Here is a 14,509-nt window from a genome sequence, read left to right as displayed (position 1 = left end):
AGCCTTGACGCGCTGGAGGAGCAGCTTGCACTGGGACTCAGAACTTTGGAGCAAAACCCTGAAACTGTGCGCACCATTGTCTCTTGGGATTGGATTGTGAGCTCCTTGATTACTTCATTTATGAAGTAGAAATGGAATAATTCTGACCTTTCGAGATTAATTCTGGCAGATTCTCGATTCAAGCACTATTCAGTTCCGGATGGGGACTGTTATTCTCAAGGTTGGCGGTAGGGTTCAGCCAGAAACCAGTCTTTCTAGTAGAACCTTAACCTGAGAGCTAATAAGATCAAACGGAGGGGGATGACAACGCCAATAGCGGGTAACCAATATCTTGAATCAAGATTTCCATGGATTCCTAAACATGGATACGTTCTTATGCTTGTAGCTGATCGTTTAGAAGAATTAAAAAACGACTTAGTGGTAAGCAGTATTTGCAGTCAGGCGGTCCCCAAGATTCCTATGGCGGTGCGGCGCAAAGAGATGCTGTGCCTCATTAGTGCGAAAAGGGGATGCTTAACGCATGTAGCACGCAGCGTTGTTTACTATGCTGCGGAATCCGGAAAAGATAAACTTGAGATGTGGAATCTCACTCAATTCACGAAACCTGTAAGTATTGCGCGTATTAGAAAAAAAATCGAAGGTAAACAGGGTTGGCGTGCAAGGAAGGCGATTGACGGAGGTCATGTCTCCTCCGCAGCGTTCGACCTCATCATGGCGGCGCTACGTGAAGCCGATCCTGATGCCGTCAAACTCGCGGAAGGACTGATAAATAGAAGCTCACTGCCGCTCGATCCCACACCCACTAACGCGAAAATGAACTGGGCTTATCAGCGCGATGCGGTGGTCACGTCCCTTGAAATTGCTGGTATCCCTAAAGAGCAATTGCGAATTGACTCGCAGTTGGACGAAAATGCTCCGGGTGGATTGACTTCCATTTTTGATACAGACGAGACCGTAACGACGATTGAGGATTTGGCAATACTTCAGGATCTTGATGACACGAATGAAGATTGGATTCTTGTAAAGCGCCAACACTATCCTGCAAAGACCTTCATAAATGGTGAAACCAAGCTTACTGTAATTTTGGCGAATAAGCTACCGCTCGAAACGCAGCTTGGTGTTGATCTAGTTTATGTAAACGAGACTATGAAGTCCGTCGTCTTTGTGCAATACAAAATGTTTGCCGGAGCTGATGGTGAAGACGGCTATCGGCCTAACGATCAACTCGCCATAGAGATTGCGCGTATGGATGTGGCTGCTGCGACGTTGGTAGAAGTGGCCGCTGACGAAAGTTGTGATGGATATCGATTTGGTAGTGATCCATTCTTCCTCAAATTTTGCAGCAAGCTCTTATCCCACGACACCGGAAGTCATGTTCCTGACATTTATGTTCCAGTTAGCTATTGGAAGCGCCTGATCAAGGCTGTTACCGGAAAGGGAAAGAAAGGCGGCACTGTTGTGCATGCGGAGACGTTTGGTAGACGATACTTTACGCCGACGCACTTCATTGAAATGGTCGCTCGTGGATGGGCGGGGACGTCGGCTCTGCAGACCGATGTTCTTGCCCCTTATTTGAAGGATATGTTGGCGGGTAAAAAGGGGGTTGTCTTGGCGATAAAGTCGTTGCTTCCAGTCAATCCTACGGATGAGAATGAGAATGAGGACGAAGGCAACCTTAATCCTCGCCGAGTTGCCAAGCCTAACAAGCCAAGATATCCAGGAAAAAAACCGAAGACTGTCGAGATTTAATGGCGCAGTGCTCAAACGCTGCGCGCCGGCTTGCGCAGGTCACGACTGTTTGAAACACCAAGTATGAGACACAGCCGCATCGACATTCCTGCGGTTGGCCATTCGTTTTCGGTCCGATTTGGCCGCTTCTCATTTGTGTTACTGCGCCCCTGACACGCCCAGCGCCGCAGGAAGATGTGTGCCCCTTGTTGTGAGTGACCCTGCTCCCTTTAACTGCAGATTCACTGTAACCGCTGAAGCAACTCCAAAGTCGGATACCCATCTGCGGGCAAACCCACACTTCGCTGGTAGCGACGAACAGCGGTGCGCGTGGCCGGTCCCACCATGCCGTCGGGCGTGCCACTGTCGAAACCGCGTGAGTTCAGCGCAGTCTGCAGCGTCAGCAATTGGCTGCGTGACAGCGCTTGCAGGTCGCGCGGCCAAGCGGTTTGAACCTGCGGGCCGCCGCCCAGTGCCTGCGCCAACAGGCCGACGGCCAGCGCGTAACTGGTCGAGTTGTTGTAGCGCAGGATGGTGCGGAAATTCGGGCCCACCAAAAAAGCTGGCCCACGCGCACCCGCAGGCAACAGCAGGGCCGCATCGGTCAGCGCCGACAGCGGAGAGCCGTCCATCGTTTGCACGCCCAATCCGGCCCAGCTAGAGGCCGGCCGCCGCTGTTCGCCGTCGGCCTGGGCCAAGTCAAATCCCGGCGGCAATCGCACCTCCTGCCCCCAGGGCTGGCCGGGCTGCCAGCCGGCTTTGGCCAGGAAGTTGGCGGTCGAGGCCATCACGTCGGGAATGCTGCCCCAGATGTCGCGCCGGCCGTCGCCGTCGGCATCGACCGCATAGGCCAGAAAACTCGACGGCAAAAATTGCGTCTGACCCATGGCGCCTGCCCAGGAGCCGAGCATCTGCGCGCGGCTGATGTCGCGGTTCTGCAAAATTTTGAGAGCTGCCAGCAACTGGCTGCGCGCCCAGGCCTCGCGCCGGCCTTCGAAGCCGAGTGTGGCGAGGGCGTCAATCGTCGGGATGTCGCCGGTGTTGCCGCCGTAGTTGCTCTCCATGCCCCAGATCGCCGCCAGGATTTCTGCCGGCACACCGTAACGCGCTGCCGCCGCATCAACGGCGGGCCGCGCCTGCAGCAAGCGGTCCTGGCCCCGGGTTACGCGCTGCGCCGAGACTGCGCTGTCGAGGTAGTCCCAGACAGCGCGTGTGAACTCGGCTTGTACACCATCGAGTTCGGTAACGCGCGGGATGAAACGAGTGCCTTCGAAGGCGATTTGCAGCGTGGCCTCGCTGATGCCGGCTGCGCGCGCGCTGCTACTGAAGTCCACGATCCAGCGTGCGAAGCGCTGGTCACGTTCCGCATCACCGGGCGCGACAGGCGCGGGGGAACTGCTGGTCTGCGGCGTCTGCGCGCTGGCCTGAAGCGTGGCGGCGCCGGCTGCCAGCGCGAAAGTTGTCAGCAGTGTGAGCGCCCGCCTGAAGAGGGCTGGCACAGGAAAACCGGGACGTGTTTGTTGCATGCCTAGTCATGCTCTTCGGGCGACACCCCCAGCGCCACCAGAAAACGCGCCACCATGTTGTAGGTGGCAATCGCGCTGGTCAGCTCCACCAGTTCAGTGGTGTCGAAATGCTCACGCAAGGCGTCGAACACCGTGTCACTGACCTTCACGTCCAGCGTCATCTGCGCGGCGTACTGGATCACCAGCTGTTCGACCGCGCCAAGGTCGGCGTGTTGCGCTGACACCCGGGCGTCTGCCTTCACCAGGGCGTTCAGCTCATCGAGTTCTTTTTGCTGGCCACCGGCAGCCAGAAAATCCGGAGCGTGGTGGTGGTATTCGTAAGCAGCACCTGTCAGCAGCGCCACGGTGCAGATGCCCAGCTCGCGCAGCTTGCGGCTGGTGGGCAAGCCGGTGCGTACCGCGCCCAGGTAGACATTCCAGCCGCGCGCCAGTGGTTCGCTCCAGAGCAGGGCTTTGTCGAGGTTGATCAGCGTACCGCCGCGGCGCTTGAGCACAGCATCGACCAGGTCTTGCGGTTGGGGTTTGAGGGCGGGGGTCCAGTCGGGGATGCGCATGGGTGTCTTTCACGTGTGCAGTGGGCCTGCAAGCTCGGCGGATAATGCGGGCATGCTGATCCGATTTACCAAGATGCAGGGGGCGGGCAATGATTTTGTCATGCTCAATGAGACTGCCGGCCGCCTGAACCTGACACCCGGCCAGTACCGTTTTCTGGCAGACCGCCACTTTGGCGTGGGTGCTGACCAGATTCTGTCGGTGCGGCCTGCGCCCCGGGATGCCGGGGCCGGCATTGACTTTGAATACGTGATCCACAACGCCGACGGCGGCGAGGTCGAGCAATGCGGCAATGGTGCGCGCTGCTTTTTGCGTTTTGTGCGCGAGCAGGGCCTGACCGACAAGCACAGCGTTCGAGTCAAGACCATGAACGGCGTGATTGAGCCGCGCATGCAGGCCGATGGCCGTGTTACGGTGGACATGGGCGCGCCGGTGTTCGATTTGCCGCTGGTGCCGTTTGATGCCAGCGGTTTGATACCCGTGCCGGTAAATTCATGGCAAAAATGGCCTCTGGCCCTTGATTTGCCTGCGCGGGCAGCTCCTGTTTTGATAGCGGTTCTGTCGATGGGCAATCCGCATGCGGTGCAACTCGTTGATGATGTGGAGGCCGCCCCGGTGCTGCTGGCCGGCCCGCTGATCGAGGGCCATGTGCGGTTTCCGCGCCGGGTCAACGCCGGCTTCATGCAGATCGTCTCACGCAGCCAGATTCGCCTGCGGGTGTATGAACGCGGCGCCGGCGAAACCCTGGCCTGTGGCAGCGGGGCTTGCGCCGCAGTGGTCGCTGGCATACGCTTGGGCCTGCTGGACGCGCGGGTTGATGTGCTGACACACGGCGGCACCTTGAGCATCGAATGGCAGGGCGGCGTGGATGCCGCGCCGGCGCCAGTGCTGATGACCGGCCCGGCGACCACGGTGTTTGAAGCCTCGATAGACGTCCCCGACCACTTGTGACTATCAATTGACGACTTATTGAGCGTTTCAAAACACATGACATTCAGAACGCTCAATCCCTCACCCCGACCCTCTCCCAGAGGGCGAGGGTGAAAACGGTCCAATTCACTGCCCGTGTATTTGGAAAAGATCAATAACCGGAACACCCCAACATGAACCCAAGCGAACGCTCCATCCACAACCCGATCACCGAAGACGACATTGCCAACTTCCTGGCCAATACGCCGGACTTCTTCGAGCGCCATGCCGAGCTGCTGGCCACCGTGCAACTGTCCAGCGGCCACGGCGGCCGCGCGGTCAGCCTGCAGGAGCGCCAGGCCGGCATGCTGCGCGACAAGATCAAGGGGCTTGAGTCCAAAGTGGTCGAGATGATCCGTTACGGCCAGGAGAACGTGGGCATTGCCGACAAGCTGCAGCAATGCACGCTGAACCTCTTGCTCACCGCCCATGCGCGCGACCTGCCGGACACCATCGTGCGCGAAATCCAGGCGCGGTTTGCCGTGCCGCAGGCGGCGATCAAGGTCTGGCACGTCAACGGCATTTTTTCGATGGAAGATTTTTCAACCGGCGTCAGCGACGACACACAAACCTTTGCCTCGTCGCTGACCGTGCCGTATTGCGGCGTCAACTCCGGTTTTGAAGCGGTTGGCTGGCTGCCCGATCCGGCGCAGGCGATGTCGGTGGCGCTGATCCCGCTGCGGCCTGGAAAAGCGCCGCAGGCCTTTGGCATGCTGGTGCTGGCCTCGCCCGATCCCGAGCGTTTCAGCAGCAGCATGGGCACCGACTTCCTTGAGCGCATCGGCGAGCTGGCCGGCGCGGCGCTGTCGCGCCTGCGGCCCATGGCCAACTAGCCGACGAGGCATGGCCGGGCAGGACGCCTCCGCCAGTGCTGCTGGAGCCGCGTTGCCGGCCCCTGACAACGATCCGCTGGTTGAGCGTTACCTTGAACATGTGCGCGTCGAAAAACGCCTGGCCCAGCGCACCGTTGAGCTGTATGCGCTGGACCTGGCCAAGTTGCAGACCAACTGCCGGCAGGCCGGTGTGGCGCTGACGGCGGTACAAAACCTCCACATGCGGCGCTGGGTGGCGCAGATGCACGGCGGCGGTCGCAGCGGACGCGGCATTGCGCTCATTCTTTCCGGCTGGCGCGGTTTCTACACTTGGCTGGGCCGCGAAGGCCTGGTAGCCAGCAACCCGGTGCAGGACCTGCGCGCGCCCAAGACCGCCAAACCGCTGCCCAAGGCGCTCAGTGTCGATGAGGCGGTGCAACTGGCGGCTTTCCAGGGCGCGGACGGCGACGACCCGGCGCTGCAGGCGCGCGACCACTGCATCACCGAACTGCTGTACGGCTGCGGCCTGCGCATCGGCGAGCTGACCGGGCTGGACGTGGTGGCCAGCAGCCAGGCCAGCGGCTGGATAGACCTGCAGGCAGCAGAGGCGCATGTGCTCGGCAAGGGCTCGAAGCGGCGCAGTGTGCCGGTCGGCAGCAAGGCGCTGGAGGCGTTGCAGGCCTGGCTGGAAGCGCGCAGCGCCTGGGCGAAGGACGATGCAGCGTTGTTTATCAGCCAGCGCGGCAGACGCCTCACGCCCCAGCACATTCGTGTGCGCCTCAAGCAGCGTTCACTGCAGGCTGGGCTGGCCACGCCAGTGCATCCGCACATGCTTCGGCACTCGTTTGCCAGCCATGTGCTGCAGTCCAGCGGCGACCTGCGTGCGGTGCAGGAACTGCTGGGCCACGCCAACATCACCACCACGCAGGTGTACACCCGGCTGGATTTTCAGCACCTGGCCAAGGTGTACGACGCCGCCCATCCGCGCGCGACCGTCGCTGGCGTCAAGCCGGCGGGCAAGACCAAGGACTGATCTCGGGCCACGGCGCTGTCCGTCGACAAGCTCAGGACGAACGGATAAAAAGAAGTGACCGCGCAGGCATCTCTTTTCAAGCAGGGGCCGCGGGTCCGGCTTTGCCGGCCCGCAGGCGCAGCGGCCCCCTCGGGGGGCAGGGAGTTACACGCAGTGAACGACCGTGGGGGCTCGTAAACCAGGGGCTCTATTTGTAGTCCGGCAGCAAGAACACCGCGCGTTTGCTTTCTGGCGGTATGTTGGTCAGCCGCTGGGCCAGGCGGGCCAGCACGATCTCGGCGCTGGGCCCCTGGCGCGGCACCAGGGCGTAGGCGACGCGCACCTGGGCCACACAGGCCTCGGGCAGGCCCTTGTAGGGCATCAGGCAGCGCGCCACGATGCGCGGCCCGAGCGTGGCAGCCTCCTCGGGCGACACCGGGCCCTCGACCAGCATGCCAAAGCGCTGCTCACTCAGGCGCGCCGCGCTGTCGATCTCGCGCGCGGTTGACAGCAGCCGCGCCGCCATGCGCAAGGGCAGCTCTTCAGCGGCCCGGCGGCCAAAATCACGCTGTATCTGCTCGGTGTTGACCAGATCAATCATCAGCACTGCGCTCTGGTGCCTGAGCCGCTCCGACCGCGCGATCATGCGCATCAGGCGTTCGGCAAACACCGGCTCGTTGATCAGGCCTGTGGCCGGGTCAACCCGGTCCAGCCCCTGAATCCTGCGCATGTTTTCGCGCCGGTGCTGGCTGCGCAGCATCAGTATCACCATGACGATAGGAAGCTCGATCGCGACGCCGATCTGCATGCCATACATGGTGAGAAAGCTGACAGGAATCATGCCGCTGAGGCGCGCCAGGGGGAACATGGAAGCGGCAATCAGCGGCAGGCTTCCGAACAACAACCATCCGCCATAGCGGTCACCGCGGCGCCGCGCCCAGAGCAGGGTCAGGGTGGCGACGACCATCGAGACCACGATGTACGGCACCATCAGATAGAAACGCTGCGAGGGCTCGGTCAGGGCGATGCCCACGCCCGCAGCGATGCCCAGAAAGCCCAGGCCTGTCAGAAGCTGATGCAGGCGGCGCGAGCGCGCCGGCATAGAGACGACCGCCGATGAGAACCAGAGCAGCGAGGCCACCGTCAATACCGGCAGCACCAGGGCGGACAGGTCGTTCCAGGCGGGAAACTCCGGCCAGAGGTGCAAACCGGCAATGCCCGTGATAGCCGCCTGGGTCAAAGCCATCAATGCCACACTCACGGCATAAAGGCCATAGGCCGAGTCGCGCAGCGACACGGCGCTGAGCGCCGCCAGCATCACGGCCAGCCCCGCCAGTCCGAAGTAGATACCCAGAATCAGTGAGGTGCGCTGTTCGTTGCGGCTCAGGTAGCTTTCGCTCACAAAACGCAGAGGCGCGCCGAAGTCGTACGGATTTTCAACGCGCACCAGGTATTTTTTCGGCTCTTCGGCAGACACGTTGACGGGCAGCAGCGGATGGCGGTGCGGCACCGGCCAGGCATTGACGGCAATGGTGTCGCCAGCACTCTGCTCGTTCCATTGATCGGCACTGTCCAGGGTGAAAAGCGACACGCGGTTGACCGACGGATAAGGAACCTCCAGGTACCAGCGTTCATTGTCTGGCGCTGGCGGCACGGTGAAGCGTATCCACAGCGACTGACCTGTTTTCAGCGGATAGATCATGTTGGCGCGGGTGGGCTGCCAGCCTGTGTCGCCGAATGCCGCGACGCTGGACGGTGACAGCGTCGTGACGCCCTCTATCCGGTAGTCGCCCCAGTCCATCAGATCGACGGGCAACGCTGGCGTCGACAAGTCCAGCACTGTGCGGGCCAAACTCTGGTCCGGCAGCGCCAGCCCACCGGCAAAAAGCAGCCCGGCTGCGAGCGCGCACACGCAGGCCCGAATGCGGCCGTAAATATGTCGGGTGCTGCCTGCGTCGCTCAAAATGCTGCCTGATTCACGATGGTCGGGTTGGAAAAACCTGTTAGTACAGCACAGTTCAGCCGTCTTTTCAATGCGCAGCCCGGGCCGCGACAATAGCGGCATGAAAACAATTCGGCTCAAAGAAGGCAGAGAGCGCTCGCTGCTGCGGCGCCACCCCTGGGTGTTTGACGGTGCGATCGCCAAAGGTGTGGCCGACGCCGGTGAAACCGTGCGGGTTGAAAGCAGTGCAGGGCAGTTCCTGGCGTGGGCGGCTTTCAGCCCGGTATCGAAAATCCGCGCGCGCGCCTGGAGCTTTGACGAGGCTGAGCGTATCGATGCTTCATTTTTTATAGCGCGAATCTCAGCAGCAATAAGGGCTAGAAGCCTTTTTGACATACAAAGCAACGGCCTGCGGCTGATTCACGGCGAGTCCGATGGCCTCCCGGGTGTGGTGGTGGACCGCTATGCCGACACCCTGGTAGCGCAGTTTTCTAGCTGCGGCGCCGAGCGCTGGAAAAGTGTGATCGTCGAGGCTCTGCTCGCACAAACCGGGCTGACCCGGCTGTACGAGCGTTCCGATGCGAGCGTGCGTTCGCTCGAAGGCTTGCCCGAAGCCACCGGCTGGCTGCAGGGTTCGGGCGACACCGGCATCACGATCACGGAACATGACTGGAAGCTGAGCCTGGACGTGGCCGAAGGCCACAAAACCGGCTTTTACCTGGACCAGCGCGACAGCCGCCGCAAGTTTGCCGAGCATGCGCAGCGCCTGCAGTTCAAGGACGTGCTGAACTGTTATTGCTACACCGGCGGCTTTACCGTCGCTGCGCTGGCCGGCGGCGCGGCGCATGTGACCTCCATCGACTCGTCGGGCCCGGCGATTGAAAAAGCCCGCGCCAATGTGGCGCTCAACGGCTTTGATGCTGGCCGCACGACCATGCTGGACGCGGATGTGAATGCTTCGCTGCGCCAGTTTCACAGGGAAGGCCGGTTTTTTGACGCCATCGTGCTGGACCCGCCCAAATTTGCGCCCACTGTGGCGCATGCCGAGCGTGCAGCGCGCGCCTACAAGGACATCAACCGCATTGCCCTGTCCATCCTGGCGCCAGGCGGGGTGTTGTTCACCTATTCCTGCTCGGGCGGCATCAGCGCCGACCTGTTTCACAAGATTGTGGCCTCGGCCGGCATGGACGCCGGGGTGGACGCCTTCATCACCGAGCGCCTCGGTGGCGCGCCCGATCACCCGATGACGGTGAATTTCCCCGAAGGCGAATACCTCAAGGGCTTGGTTTTACTTAGAAAGTGATTTTTAAGTAAAAAAGGCCTCCAGCCCATGTCGGACGGGCGTACATAGCTATTAAAAAAGGAGCAATTTACCCTGTTGAAGGCTCTGGGGCTTGACAGGCCGTGTAAGGTGAAAGGGCGTTAATCATGCCTTGGCATCAGGGCTATGGCCTGACCGCTAAACTCCTTGCTCCGGCCGCGCGCCCGCTGCATCTTTTCACCCTGTTTTTGAGGCAGACCCCCATGAGTTTGATTCCTGTGACCATCCTGACCGGCTTTCTCGGTTCCGGCAAAACCACGCTGCTCAAGCGCATCCTCACCGAGGCCCACGGCCAGAAGATTGCGGTGATTGAAAACGAGTTTGGTGAAGAAAACATCGACAACGAGATCCTGGTCAACGACACCCAGGAAAACATTATCCAGATGAACAACGGCTGCATTTGCTGCTCGATCCGTGAAGACCTGCGCGAAACCCTGCAGCTGCTGGCCGCCAAAAAACGCAAAGGCCTGCTGGACTTTGAGCGCGTGGTGATTGAAACCACCGGCCTGGCCGACCCCGGCCCCGTGGCCCAGACTTTTTTCATGGACGAGGAAATTGCCGAGCAATACCTGCTGGACTCCATTCTGACGCTGGTGGACGCCAAACACGCGCCCACCCAGCTCAATGACCGCCAGGAGGCACGCCGGCAGGTCGGTTTTGCCGACCAGATATTCATCAGCAAGTCCGATCTGGTGGCCGAAGGCGAAGTTCAGGCGCTGATGCACCGGCTTAAACACATGAACCCGCGCGCACCGCAAAAAGCCGTGCATTTTGGCGAGGTGGCGATTTCCGAGGTGTTTGACCTGCGCGGCTTCAACCTGAACGCCAAACTGGACATTGACCCCGACTTTCTCAAAGCCGACGAGCACGGCCACGCCGGGCACGACCATGCAGAGGGCGAGCATTGCGATCACCCTTCCCATGCACACGACGCTGCGCACGGCCACCACCACCGCCACGATGACGACGTCAAAAGTTTTGTGTTCCGCTCCGAGCGCGCGTTTGATGCGGCCAAGCTGGAGGATTTCCTGGGCGCCATCGTCAACATCTACGGCCCGCGCATGCTGCGCTACAAGGGCGTGCTGAACATGCAGGGCACCGAGCGCAAGGTGATCTTTCAGGGCGTGCACCAGCTGATGGGCAGCGACCTGGGTCCGGCCTGGGCCGAGGGCGAGACGAAAAACAGCAAGATGGTGTTCATCGGCATTGATTTGCCGAAAGATATTTTTCTCCAGGGCCTGGAGCAGTGTCTGGTTTGAGGTAGGCTGTTTGCACATTGCCTTGAACGGCAGGAGGGCCTCATGTTTGTCTCTATTCTCCAACGATTAGGCCTGCGGGCGTCCCGACATCGCGGCGAGCCGCTACAATCGCGCGCCGACTCCACTACCCGGACGTCCCGACCAGGACAGTCAGGGGAAAAAGTCAGGGTAAGTACTGGCCTTGAAACTGCGGCGACGGCGACAGGCAAACCAGACAATCAGATAAAAGAAAAGGTTGGACTGACAAAAAACAGTTCAGCCAGGGCCAGCATGAGGGCCATCCCGAAGCTGCTTCCCCGAGGAGACACGATGTGAAAGCACAAGCCAAAAAGTCCAAACCACCCGTCAAGGCCGCTGCCAAACCCGTTGGCAAGCCCAAAGCCACGGCCAAAACGGTGATCAAGAAGGCGGCCAAGCTTGCGCCTTCCAAAACCGCCTTGGCCAAAAAACCGGCCAAGCCGGTCGCCAAAGTTGTGAAGGCCAAGCCGAAGGTCGCCGCCAGGCCGGTTGCAAAAACCAAAGCCAAGCCTGTGGCCAAGCCAGCACCGGCCAGAAAAACACCTGTCGCCGCCAAAAAATCGGCCCCCGCCAAAAAGGCTGACAAGCCTGTTGTTAAACCTGCGGTCAAAGCGGCCCAACCTGTCATCAAGTCGGCGCCCAAGCCGGCTGCGGCCGGCAAGGCCACCGCCAAACCTAAAGAAAAAGTCACTATCAAAACGATTACCAAAACGGCTGCGGCCCCGGTCGGCAAAGCCGCGCCCGGCCCGTCACCCATCGCCGCAGCGCCAGCGCCGCTCCAGACACCGGCCCTCAAGCCGGGACGCCGGGCCTCCTTGCGAAACTCCTCATTTGCGCCGCCACCCGCGCCCATGGTGCCGACCCATTCGCCCGACGCCGCCAAGGCCAGCTACTCCGCCATTGCCGAGCGTGTGATCGCGCCGCCCCCTCATGTGGCGGCCAAGAAAGATCCCAAGCTCGCCAACAACTGGAAAACCAAGGCCGCCGACATGTTGTCGGACGAAGAGGTCAAGGCCATGCCGGACTCCGAGTACATGAACGAAAAGCAGCTCGCTTTTTTTCGCTACAAGCTGTCCGTGCTCAAGCAGGACATCCACAACAGTGCCGGCGAAACCACCGAGCATCTGCGTGAAGACACGGTGGTGGTGCCAGACCCGGCAGACCGGGCCACCATCGAGGAAGAACACGCGCTGGAGCTGCGCACCCGTGACCGCGAGCGCAAGCTGCTTAAAAAGATCGAGCAGTCGATTGCCCGCATTGATTCGGGTGACTACGGCTACTGCGATGAAACCGGCGAAGCCATCGGGGTCGGGCGTTTGATTGCCCGCCCCACGGCCAACCTCTCGCTGGAGGCGCAGCAGCGCCGCGAGCTCAAGCAAAAAATGTTTGGTGACTGATTCTTCCAGCGCCGATTGATCTGACCTTTACTCATGGCCAAAGAAGACCCTGCACCAGGCTTGTTGTCAAAAGTCGTGAAATTCGTCCGCAACCCGGCGACGAATTGGTCCGATCTGGAGCACAAGGAATCCGGCCGCGAGGAGGCCTTGAGCAAGCAGTTGCTCAAGGAGATGATCGAGCGCAAGCGCCGCAACGACTTTGTGCGCAAGCGTGAATTCGACATGCTCAGAAAAATGCGCAAACGCGAAGCCATGACCGGGCAAGATCCGGGGGCCAGGCCATCGTTCTTCCAGAGCAGCATGCCGTCCAAGCCGGACGACCGCGCCGTGACCCTGAAAAAGATCGACGAAATTGAAGCCCAGATGTCCATGCAGTGGTGGAAGACCAAACATGGCACCCATTCGACCATGAGTTCTGTCGCTTCATTGTCCGCGCCCCTGTCCGTAGCCCCGGCTGCCCCGAGCAATCTGAGTGTCCATGCGCCGCTGCTGGACAACGCGCTGCCTGCCAGCTATGTGCGTACATCGCCCGGCGAATTGACGGCGGCGCTCGCCAAGGCAAAGACAGGTGCCGCCGCCGCTCCGGTGACGGTGGACCTGTCGAGCGCTTCGTTTGACAAACCTGCACCGCCGTCGGCGCGGCCGAGCAGCCCAAAGGTTATTTCGGCGCTGTCTCGCGATGACACGCCGTCAGGCTTTTCAGCTTCCAAATTTTCGGTGGTGGATGGCGCGGAAATCGCGCACGACCCCGAGTTGGAAGAGGCGTCCATTCGCTTTGCCAATGGTGATGATGCCGGCGCGGAGTCGGGTCTTCTTGAAACCCTGGGCCCCCACGGCAGCCGGGCTCAACACGCCGACACTTGGCTGGCCTTGTTTGATTTGTACCGTGCCACGGGTCAGCAGGATAAATTTGAGAACCAGGCGATTGAGTTTGTAGGCCGTTTTGACCGTTCCGCGCCGCAGTGGTTCTCCATGCCCGACCTGGTCAAGCAACTGGCCCGCCCGTCTGCTCCGTTGCCCGGCAATGGCCCGGCAGCCGACTGGATATGCCCGTCCGTGCTGGGTATCCAGACGGTTGCCACGCTGACCGCAGCCCTGTCCCGCGCCCCCATGCCCTGGCGCCTGGACTGGCACAACCTCAAGAGCATGGATGCGGGCGCAGTCGAGCCATTGAGCAAGATATTTAGCGGCTGGTCGGCGCAACCGGTGCAATTGCGGTTCATAGGCGCTGCGCAATTGCAGAAGGTGCTGCAGGACGCGACACCCTCGGGCGTACGGGATACACCCCAGGCATGGTGGCAGCTCAGGATGGAGGCCTTGCGCGTCACGCACCAGCCCGACGAGTTTGAATTGACCGCGCTTGATTTTTGCGTGACCTATGAAGTGTCCCCGCCCGCGTGGGACAGTGCGCGCTGTGAGTACAAGCCGCTGGACCCGCATGGCGCCGCAATCAGTGGGCAGGCCATCATTGGTGATGTGTACCGCGATTCCGCGCCGTCGAGCATCAGCAGCGCCATGGACGGCGACACCCAGATGGATGGCAATTCACAAATGTCCAATCTGTTCGCGGTAGAGCTGTCCGGCCAGATCGAAGGCGACGCCATTGATGTGCTGGACAAGCTCGAAGCCAAGTTGATGGGCGCGGACATCATGGTGATCTCATGCGCCAAGCTGATTCGCGTCGATTTTTCGGCCGCTGGAACCCTGCTCAACTGGGTGTCAGCGCGCGAGTCGGAAAATCGCGCTGTGCAATTCACTGAGGTGCATCGCCTGGTGGCCGCATTTTTCAATGTGATCGGTATTACCGAACACGCACGGGTGCTGTCACGCATCGACTAGGAGTCTGGGCGGCAGAAGGCGTCGAAGCGAAAAGTGGCCCCGGCGAGGACAGTTTTTGCCGGGTTTGCAGCCTCATAGCCGTAGCTATGGGGCAAAAAGCCGGTGAAAAATGGACCGTCGCGGCCGCTTTGCAG

The 14,509-nt window shown here is 60.7% G+C and carries 11 protein-coding genes; 8 read left to right on the top strand and 3 right to left on the bottom strand.

The annotated features are described in order from the left end of the window. Window positions 1–300 precede the first annotated feature (300 nt). Window positions 301–1,749 carry a hypothetical protein gene (locus tag Q8O29_RS14255; RefSeq protein WP_305563886.1) on the top strand — a complete coding sequence of 483 codons (1,449 nt, stop codon included), beginning with the start codon at window positions 301–303 and terminating at the stop codon, window positions 1,747–1,749. A gap of 221 nt (window positions 1,750–1,970) precedes the next feature. Here the strand turns inward: Q8O29_RS14255 and Q8O29_RS14250 are convergent, their stop codons facing one another. Together Q8O29_RS14250 and Q8O29_RS14245 are read right to left on the bottom strand one after the other, a co-directional pair. After that, window positions 1,971–3,254 carry a lytic murein transglycosylase gene (locus Q8O29_RS14250; protein WP_305563884.1) on the bottom strand — a complete coding sequence of 428 codons (1,284 nt, stop codon included), beginning with the start codon at window positions 3,252–3,254 and terminating at the stop codon, window positions 1,971–1,973. Between the two features lie 2 nt (window positions 3,255–3,256). Continuing rightward, complete coding sequence (locus Q8O29_RS14245; RefSeq protein WP_305563882.1) at window positions 3,257–3,808, bottom strand: carboxymuconolactone decarboxylase family protein; 552 nt, start codon at window positions 3,806–3,808, stop codon at window positions 3,257–3,259. Window positions 3,809–3,860: 52 nt separating this feature from the next. Here Q8O29_RS14245 and dapF point away from each other — a divergent pair, with 52 nt between their 5' ends. From dapF to Q8O29_RS14230, 3 genes are all read left to right on the top strand, one after another. Next, window positions 3,861–4,757, top strand: a complete 897-nt coding sequence (dapF, locus tag Q8O29_RS14240; protein ID WP_305563880.1) for a diaminopimelate epimerase — start codon at window positions 3,861–3,863, stop codon at window positions 4,755–4,757. A gap of 152 nt (window positions 4,758–4,909) precedes the next feature. After that, window positions 4,910–5,608: a DUF484 family protein gene (locus tag Q8O29_RS14235; RefSeq protein WP_305563878.1), complete on the top strand. Its 699-nt coding sequence runs from the start codon at window positions 4,910–4,912 to the stop codon at window positions 5,606–5,608. A 10-nt stretch (window positions 5,609–5,618) separates the two neighbouring features. Further along, entirely contained in the window at window positions 5,619–6,620 is a 1,002-nt protein-coding gene (locus Q8O29_RS14230; protein WP_305563876.1) for a tyrosine recombinase XerC, read from the top strand. Between the two features lie 187 nt (window positions 6,621–6,807). Here Q8O29_RS14230 and Q8O29_RS14225 read toward each other — a convergent pair whose 3' ends face one another. Next, window positions 6,808–8,562: a 7TM diverse intracellular signaling domain-containing protein gene (locus tag Q8O29_RS14225; RefSeq protein WP_305563874.1), complete on the bottom strand. Its 1,755-nt coding sequence runs from the start codon at window positions 8,560–8,562 to the stop codon at window positions 6,808–6,810. A gap of 100 nt (window positions 8,563–8,662) precedes the next feature. Here Q8O29_RS14225 and Q8O29_RS14220 point away from each other — a divergent pair, with 100 nt between their 5' ends. The 4 genes from Q8O29_RS14220 (at window position 8,663) to Q8O29_RS14205 (ending at window position 14,375) form a co-directional block, all read left to right on the top strand. Beyond that, window positions 8,663–9,844 carry a class I SAM-dependent rRNA methyltransferase gene (locus Q8O29_RS14220; protein ID WP_305563872.1) on the top strand — a complete coding sequence of 394 codons (1,182 nt, stop codon included), beginning with the start codon at window positions 8,663–8,665 and terminating at the stop codon, window positions 9,842–9,844. Window positions 9,845–10,065: 221 nt separating this feature from the next. After that, entirely contained in the window at window positions 10,066–11,121 is a 1,056-nt protein-coding gene (locus Q8O29_RS14215; RefSeq protein ID WP_305563870.1) for a GTP-binding protein, read from the top strand. A gap of 644 nt (window positions 11,122–11,765) precedes the next feature. Then, on the top strand, window positions 11,766–12,536 hold the full coding sequence (gene dksA / locus Q8O29_RS14210) for an RNA polymerase-binding protein DksA (protein ID WP_371134244.1): 771 nt from the start codon (window positions 11,766–11,768) through the stop codon (window positions 12,534–12,536). 33 nt (window positions 12,537–12,569) lie between these two features. Further along, window positions 12,570–14,375 (top strand): STAS domain-containing protein, encoded by a 1,806-nt coding sequence (locus Q8O29_RS14205; RefSeq protein ID WP_305563868.1) that lies wholly within the window; start codon window positions 12,570–12,572, stop codon window positions 14,373–14,375. Window positions 14,376–14,509: the final 134 nt, after the last annotated feature.

This window comes from Polaromonas sp. (genome assembly GCF_030689685.1).
GTDB lineage: Bacteria > Pseudomonadota > Gammaproteobacteria > Burkholderiales > Burkholderiaceae_C > Polaromonas.
The sequence above is the reverse complement of the archived record's forward strand: the minus strand, read 5'-3'. Positions and strand labels throughout refer to the sequence as shown.

What these genes read in the sequence shown, in the direction of transcription:
- Q8O29_RS14255 (WP_305563886.1), top strand. Translation starts at nt 301, where the DNA reads ATGACAACGCCAATAGCGGGTAACCAATATCTTGAATCAAGATTTCCA.
- Q8O29_RS14250 (WP_305563884.1), bottom strand. Translation starts at nt 3,254, where the DNA reads ATGCAACAAACACGTCCCGGTTTTCCTGTGCCAGCCCTCTTCAGGCGG.
- Q8O29_RS14245 (WP_305563882.1), bottom strand. Translation starts at nt 3,808, where the DNA reads ATGCGCATCCCCGACTGGACCCCCGCCCTCAAACCCCAACCGCAAGAC.
- dapF (WP_305563880.1), top strand. Translation starts at nt 3,861, where the DNA reads ATGCTGATCCGATTTACCAAGATGCAGGGGGCGGGCAATGATTTTGTC.
- Q8O29_RS14235 (WP_305563878.1), top strand. Translation starts at nt 4,910, where the DNA reads ATGAACCCAAGCGAACGCTCCATCCACAACCCGATCACCGAAGACGAC.
- Q8O29_RS14230 (WP_305563876.1), top strand. Translation starts at nt 5,619, where the DNA reads ATGGCCGGGCAGGACGCCTCCGCCAGTGCTGCTGGAGCCGCGTTGCCG.
- Q8O29_RS14220 (WP_305563872.1), top strand. Translation starts at nt 8,663, where the DNA reads ATGAAAACAATTCGGCTCAAAGAAGGCAGAGAGCGCTCGCTGCTGCGG.
- Q8O29_RS14215 (WP_305563870.1), top strand. Translation starts at nt 10,066, where the DNA reads ATGAGTTTGATTCCTGTGACCATCCTGACCGGCTTTCTCGGTTCCGGC.
- Q8O29_RS14205 (WP_305563868.1), top strand. Translation starts at nt 12,570, where the DNA reads ATGGCCAAAGAAGACCCTGCACCAGGCTTGTTGTCAAAAGTCGTGAAA.